Raw genomic sequence first — 6,360 nt, forward strand, 5'->3', positions numbered from 1 at the left:
CCGCAGACCTGCACCGGCTGGGTGTGCTGGACGAGGTCGTCGCGCCGGGCACGGCGCCGGCGAGGGCGACGGAGCTCGCGACCCGGCTGGCGGAGCTGCCGGCGCACGCCGTCGCCTCGACCAAACGCGCGTTCGCCGCGACGTCGCTCGGGCTGCCAGCCGACGACGACACGCTCCGACTGTTCGGAGTGGACTGTCAGGCCCCCGAGGCGCGGGCGAGCCTGGACCGGTTCGCGCGGCGGCGGCGCGCCGCCTGAAGCGAGGAGTGAAAGTGGGCAAGATCTGCGACGCGGCCACGGCGGCCGCGGTCATCGCCGACGGCCAGGCCGTCGCCAGTACCGGGGTGCTCGCCTGGTCGACGCCGGACGTGGTCCTGCGGGCGATCGGCGAGCGGTTCGACGCCACCGGCACGCCGCAGGGACTGACGTTCTACTTCCCGGTGGCCACCGGGGACGCGATGGGCATCCCGGGCATGGAGCACATCGCGCGCAAGGGGCTGCTGCGCCGGATCGTCTCCGGCACCTACATCAACCCGCGCCACCCCGAGACCGGCGCGCGGCCGGCGATGACGGAGCTGGTGCAGAACGACCTCGTGGAGGCCTACACCTGGCCGATCGGCGCGACCATGCACTGGCTGCGCGAGGTCGCCCGGCGCGGGCCCGGCTACCTCACCAAGGTCGGCCTCGGCACGTTCGCCGACCCCCGGCACGGCGGCGGGAAGTTCACCAGCCTGGCCACCGACGACCTGGTCCAGGTGGTGGAGCTCGCGGGGGAGGAGTACCTGTTCTACCCGACCTGGCCGCTGGACGTCGGCATCATCCGGGCCAGCAGCGCCGACGAGTACGGCAACCTGTCCTTCGAGGACCAGCCGCTGACGACGTGCGCGCTGGCGATGGCGCTCGCGGTGCGGGCCAGCGGCGGCAAGGTGATCGCTCAGGTGGGCCGGATCGTGCCGCGGGGCAGCCGGGTGGCGCACGAGGTGCGGGTGCCGGGCGCGCTGGTGGACCACGTCGTGGTCGCGCCGGGCGAGCCGGCCGGCACCGACGTGCACCACGACCCCGGCTACCTGCGGGTCATGCCGGACATGCTGGACCGCCTGCCGCGGCTGCCCGCCGGCCCGAAGAAGGTGATCGCCCGCCGGGTGGCCGCCGAGGTCCGTCCCGGCGAGATGTCGATCTTCGGGTTCGGCGCGTCGTCGGACGCCGTGCTGGTGATGGCCGAGGACGGCCTGCTGGACGGGGACTGGCTCGGCGGCCACGAGTTCACCACCGAGCACGGGCCCTTCGGCGGCGCGGTGATGCCGGGTTGGCAGTTCTCCCCCAACTACGCGCCCGAGGGGCTGCTGGACGGGTTGTCCCACTTCGACTTCATCGACGGCGGCGGCTGCAAGTTCGCCGCGCTCGCGTTCGGACAGTTCGACGCGGCGGGCAACGTCAACGTCACCCGGTTCGGCTCGAGCAACCCGGGCGCGGGCGGCTTCACCGACATCGCCGTCAACGCCGAGCGGCTGGTGTTCGCGGGGACCTTCACCACCGGCGGGCTCGAGGTCGAGTGCACCGACGGCGCGCTCACGATCCTCCGCGAGGGCCGGGTCAACAAGTTCGTGTCCGAAGTGGACGCCGTGACCTACCGGGTGCGCGACGGCGTGTGCCGAGGGCAGACCGCCCGGCTGGTGACCGAACGCGCGGTCTTCGACGCGACCCGGGAGGGCCCAACCCTCGTCGAGGTGGCTCCCGGCATCGACGTGCAGCGCGACGTCCTGGACCTGATCGACTTCCCGGTGCGGGTCGACGGGCCCGCGCTGATGAACCCGGCCTGCTTCCGCCCCTGAGCACACGAACGCCCGTGACCCGGAAACGGGTCACGGGCGGCCGCGTGTTCGCCTACAGCTGCGAGCGGACCGCCCACAGGTCGGGAAAAGTCGGGTGGAACAGCGTGTTGCGCAGGTAGGTGGCGCCGGACGAGCCGCCGGTGCCCTGCTTGCCGCCGATGATCCGCTCGACCATCGCGACGTGCCGGTAGCGCCACTCCTGCACGGCCTGGTCCACCTCGACCAGGCGGTCGCACAGCTGCGCCACGCCTTCGTCGTCCCGGTACGCCACGGCCAGCACGGCCTGCAGCGCGGGCGAGGGCTCGGCCGCGATCGTCACGTCCCGGTACAGGATCTCGTTCGGCACCGGGTGGCCGTGCTTGGCCAGGTGGGCGAGGAACGAGTCGAACAGCGACGGGCGGTTCACCGCCGCCTCGATCCGCGTGTGCTCGGTCCCGCCGGGCTCGTAGTGTTCGTAGAGCCGCGCGTCGCGCCGGCCAAGCACCGCCTCCAGCTCGCGGAACTGCGCGGACTGGAAGCCGCTGCCGGTGCCCAGCTTCTCGCGAAAACCGTCGAACTGGCGCGGTGTCATCGTGCCGAGCACGTCGATCGGCGACACCACCACGGTCAGGATCCGCATCGAGCGGCGCAGGGTGTGCAGCGAGGGCATCGTCTCGCCCTGCTCGAGCTGCTCCTGCAACCGCTCCAGCTCCAGCAGCAGCTGCTTGAACCACAGCTCGTGCACCTGGTGGGCGACGATGAACAGGTGCTCGTCGTGTGCCTGTGACCGCGGCCGCTGTGCCTCGAGGACCTCCGGCAGAGCCAGGTACGAGGCGTACTCCGACAGGGGTTCACGGTTGACCGTCACTGACCACCTCGCGGCTCGCGGAATTTCTGAATTACCACGAGAATACGCGCCGGAGCACTCGGAGAAGAAGGATTCCCGGGCGGCTCGCATTCGTGAAGAAATCAAATCGGGGAATTGTTCCGCGGTGCGCGAACGGCGCGGGACAGGGTGCTGCGCACGGCGAGAGATGCGGCCTCACGCCCGGCGGAGTGAGGATCACGCCTGTACCCGCCGGCATCGCCGGTGTCCGGAATCGCAGCGTTTGAGGAGCAGGCATGACGGCACCCGAGATACCCATTGTGCCAAGAGGACAGGCACGCGACGCGAAGCGAGCGCCGCGGCTGGACGGTCTGCGCGGCTACCTCGCGCTCGGCGTGATCGTCGTGCACGTCGCGTTCGCGGCCGGCATCATCGGCTTCTACGACGTGCCCGGCCAGGGCATCTGGGCGACGCTCGCACAGGGCCTGCACGTGTTGCTCCCGCCGTTCTTCGTGATGTCCGGACTGCTGCTGTACAAGCCGTTCGCGAAGGCCACGATCGGTGGCACCGCGCAGCCGGCGATGCGGCCCTACCTGCTGCGCCGGGCGTTACGCATCCTGCCGGCCTACTGGCTGGTCGCGCTCACCTCGGTGCTGCTGCTCAACTTCAACGCGATCGACGGGATCTGGTACGTCCTGCGGCCGCTGCTGACCGTGCACGTCTACTGGACCTACGGGCAGACCATCGCCGGCATGGAGCCGACTTGGACGGTGCCCGCGGAGATCGCGTTCTACATCGCGCTGCCGCTGCTGGCGTGGCTCGGCAAGTCGTTCGCCAAGGGCGCCACCGACCCGGGGCAGCGGGCGCGCCGGCTCGCGGTGCCGCTGCTGCTGCTCGTGGTCGTCGCCATGGTGTGGACGATCTACACCCACCGCCCGGAGATGGGCCCGTTCCCGGACGAGTACTTCTGGGTGTTCGGCTTCACCGCGTTCCTGGCCATCGGCATGGTGCTGGCGATCATGATGGCGCACTACGAGGTCACCGGCCGCGAGCCCGCCCTGTTCCGGGCCGCCCGCCGCCACCCGCTGTGGTTCTGGGCCGGCGCGCTGGCGCTGTACCTGGTGAACTGCGTGCGCCCGCTCGGCAAGCCGGGCATGTCCGACTACGGGGACGTGCCGGAGGCGCTCGTCGAACAGCTGGTGTTCCTGCCGTTCGCGTTCCTGATCATCGTCCCGGTGATCGTGCCCGACGTGCGGTCGCGGTTCCTCGACGCGGTGCTGGCCAACGCGCCGATGCGGTACTTCGGCCGGATCTCCTACGGCGTGTACCTGTGGCACTTCGTGCTGCAGTACCTGTGGCTGCAGTCCGGCAGCATCTTCGGGGAGGACCCGCAACCGATGCCGATGCTGATCGGCCGGGCCGGGTTCTGGGAGCTGTTGGCCGCGGTGCTGATCGGCACGGTCATCGTCGCCTCGATCAGCTACTACGCCGTCGAGCTGCCGGCCATGCGGCTGCGCAACAAGCTCGCCAAGTCCACCAGGGAGCTCGACGTCCCGCGGCAGGAGCCCCTGGTGTCGGTGGGCTCCGCTCCGGTCCGCCCCGGTGACCGGGTGGGCTGAGCACATCGCCGCACCGACGGGGCCGTCGCGACGCGCGGTGGCCCCGCCGGTGTCTCGCGGCGTTCTCGCACTGCCGGAGATGCCGCGACCGGCCCGCCGGTGCGATGGTCAGGAGGCGGGATCTCGCCCGCGCGATTCGGCTCGAGTGGGGAGTCACACGTGATCAATGTCTTCCAGCCGTCACTCGGCGAGGACGAGCTGTCCGCGGTGCGGGAGGTCTTCGAGACGTCCTGGGTCGGGCGCGGCGCGAAGGTGGCCGAGTTCGAGAACGCCTTCGCCGCGCGGCTCGGCTCGAGCTCCGACCAGGTGATCTCCACCAACTCGTGTACGGAGGCCACGTTCCTGGCGATGGAGCTGCTGGAGCTCGCGCCCGGCCAGGAGGTCGTGCTGCCGTCGGTGAGCTTCGTGGGCGCCGCGAACGCGGTCGCCGCGCGGGGTGCCCGGCCGGTGTTCTGCGACGTGGACGAGCGCACGCTGAACCCGACGGTCGCGGACATCGAGGCGGTGCTGACCCCGGCGACCGCGGGCGTGCTGCTGCTGCACTACGGCGGCCGCCCCGGGTGGATCGCCGAGATCGCGGAGCTGTGCCGCGAGCGGGGCATCTGGCTGGTCGAGGACGCCGCGAACGCCCAGGCGTCCAGTGTGGACGGAAAGGCGTGCGGCACGTTCGGCGACATCGGGGTGTGGAGCTTCGACTGGGGCAAGATCGCGGTGTCCATCGACGGGGGCATCCTGCACGCCCGCGACCCCCAGGTGGCCGCGCGGGCGGAGAAGCTGGCCTACTTCGGACTCGAGCAGACCAGCGGCTACGCCGAGGCGTTCCGGTCGCACACCCGCTGGTGGGAGTTCGAGATCTCGTCCTTCTCCCGCCGGTCGATCATGAACGACGTGCAGGCGGCGATCGGCGTCGTCCAGCTGGGCCGCCTCGACGAGTTCCTCGCCCGCCGCGCCGACATCGGCGCCGCGTACGCCGCCGGCCTCGCCGACGTTCCGGAGCTGCTGCTGCCGCCCGAGCTGCCGGCCGGCCACGTGGGGTCGCACTACATCTACGCGGTGCAGATGCCGGCCGAGATCCGCGACCAGGTGGCCCGGGAGATGTTCGACCGCGGCATCTACACGACCTTCCGGTACCCGTTGCTGCACAAGGTGAAGGCCTACGGGTCGACCGTCCGGCTGCCCCGCGCCGAGCGGGCGGCCGCCACCACCCTGTGCCTGCCGATGCACCAGGCGCTGTCCGACGGCGACGTCGAGTTCGTCAGCAACGCCCTGGCCAAGGCCGTGGACAACAACCTCGACAACAACACCGCACACTGAGGGAGTCACCCATGGTGTACCGAACCGACCACGCCGAGCTCTACGACCTCGTCTTCCGCAGCCGGGGCAAGAGCTTCGAGGACGAGGCGGACGACCTGGTCCGCCAGATCCGCGACCGGCACCCGGGCGCGGCGTCGCTGCTGGACGTCGCGTGTGGCACCGGGGCACACCTCGAGCGGTTCGCCACGCACTTCGACCACGTCGAGGGCCTCGAGCTCGAGGAGCCGATGCGCGCGGTCGCCGCCCGGCGCCTGCCGGACGTGACCGTCCACCCGGGAGACATGGCCGCCTTCGACCTCGGCCGCACCTTCGACGCCGTCGTCTGCATCGGCAACGCCGTGGCATGCATGCTGTCCTCCGAGGACCTGGACCGGGCCGTGGCGCGGATGGCCGCGCACGTCGAGCCCGGCGGGGTGTTGGCGATCGAGCCGTGGTGGTTCCCGGACAACTTCCTCGACGGCTACGTCGGCGGCCACCTGGTCCGCGAGGAGAACAGGGTGATCACCCGGATCACCCGCTCGGTGCGCGAGGGCCTGACCACCCGGATGCAGATCCGGTTCGTCGTCGCGGAGCCGCACGGCATCCGCGAGTGGACCGACGAGCTCGTCACCAGCCTGTTCACCCAGGAGGAGTACGAGGCGGCCTTCGAGGCGGCGGACTGCTCGGCGGAGTTCGTGCCCGGCATGAAGCTCGCCAACGGCCGGCTCAACGCTCCCGGCCTGTTCCTCGGCATCCGCAAGTGACCTGACCAGAACCGCCCCGGTGGCCGGGCCACCGGGGCGGTTCTCTTT

5 protein-coding genes and 1 pseudogene are annotated in these 6,360 nt (G+C 71.0%); 5 read left to right on the forward strand and 1 reads right to left on the reverse strand.

Features of this window, described 5'->3' with window-relative positions; translation table 11 throughout:
• Positions 1–257, forward strand: a pseudogene (locus tag ACRDSK_RS30740) (hypothetical protein); the annotation flags it as partial.
• 14 nt (positions 258–271) lie between these two features.
• Positions 272–1,831, forward strand: a complete 1,560-nt coding sequence (locus ACRDSK_RS30745; RefSeq protein WP_431444898.1) for a CoA-transferase — start codon at positions 272–274, stop codon at positions 1,829–1,831.
• Between the two features lie 52 nt (positions 1,832–1,883).
• Here the strand turns inward: ACRDSK_RS30745 and ACRDSK_RS30750 are convergent, their stop codons facing one another.
• Positions 1,884–2,678 carry a tryptophan 2,3-dioxygenase gene (locus ACRDSK_RS30750; RefSeq protein WP_431444899.1) on the reverse strand — a complete coding sequence of 265 codons (795 nt, stop codon included), beginning with the start codon at positions 2,676–2,678 and terminating at the stop codon, positions 1,884–1,886.
• A gap of 254 nt (positions 2,679–2,932) precedes the next feature.
• Here ACRDSK_RS30750 and ACRDSK_RS30755 point away from each other — a divergent pair, with 254 nt between their 5' ends.
• The 3 genes from ACRDSK_RS30755 (at position 2,933) to ACRDSK_RS30765 (ending at position 6,312) form a co-directional block, all read left to right on the forward strand.
• Complete coding sequence (locus tag ACRDSK_RS30755) at positions 2,933–4,255, forward strand: acyltransferase family protein (protein WP_431444900.1); 1,323 nt, start codon at positions 2,933–2,935, stop codon at positions 4,253–4,255.
• A gap of 159 nt (positions 4,256–4,414) precedes the next feature.
• The gene (locus ACRDSK_RS30760; protein ID WP_431444901.1) at positions 4,415–5,569 is read left to right on the forward strand and encodes a DegT/DnrJ/EryC1/StrS family aminotransferase; all 1,155 of its coding nucleotides are present in this window, start codon (positions 4,415–4,417) and stop codon (positions 5,567–5,569) included.
• 11 nt (positions 5,570–5,580) lie between these two features.
• Positions 5,581–6,312, forward strand: coding sequence for a class I SAM-dependent methyltransferase (locus tag ACRDSK_RS30765; RefSeq protein ID WP_431444902.1), 732 nt, complete (start codon positions 5,581–5,583; stop codon positions 6,310–6,312).
• Positions 6,313–6,360: the final 48 nt, after the last annotated feature.

The organism is Actinophytocola sp., assembly GCF_050699915.1.
In the GTDB taxonomy this organism is placed as follows: domain Bacteria; phylum Actinomycetota; class Actinomycetes; order Mycobacteriales; family Pseudonocardiaceae; genus Actinophytocola.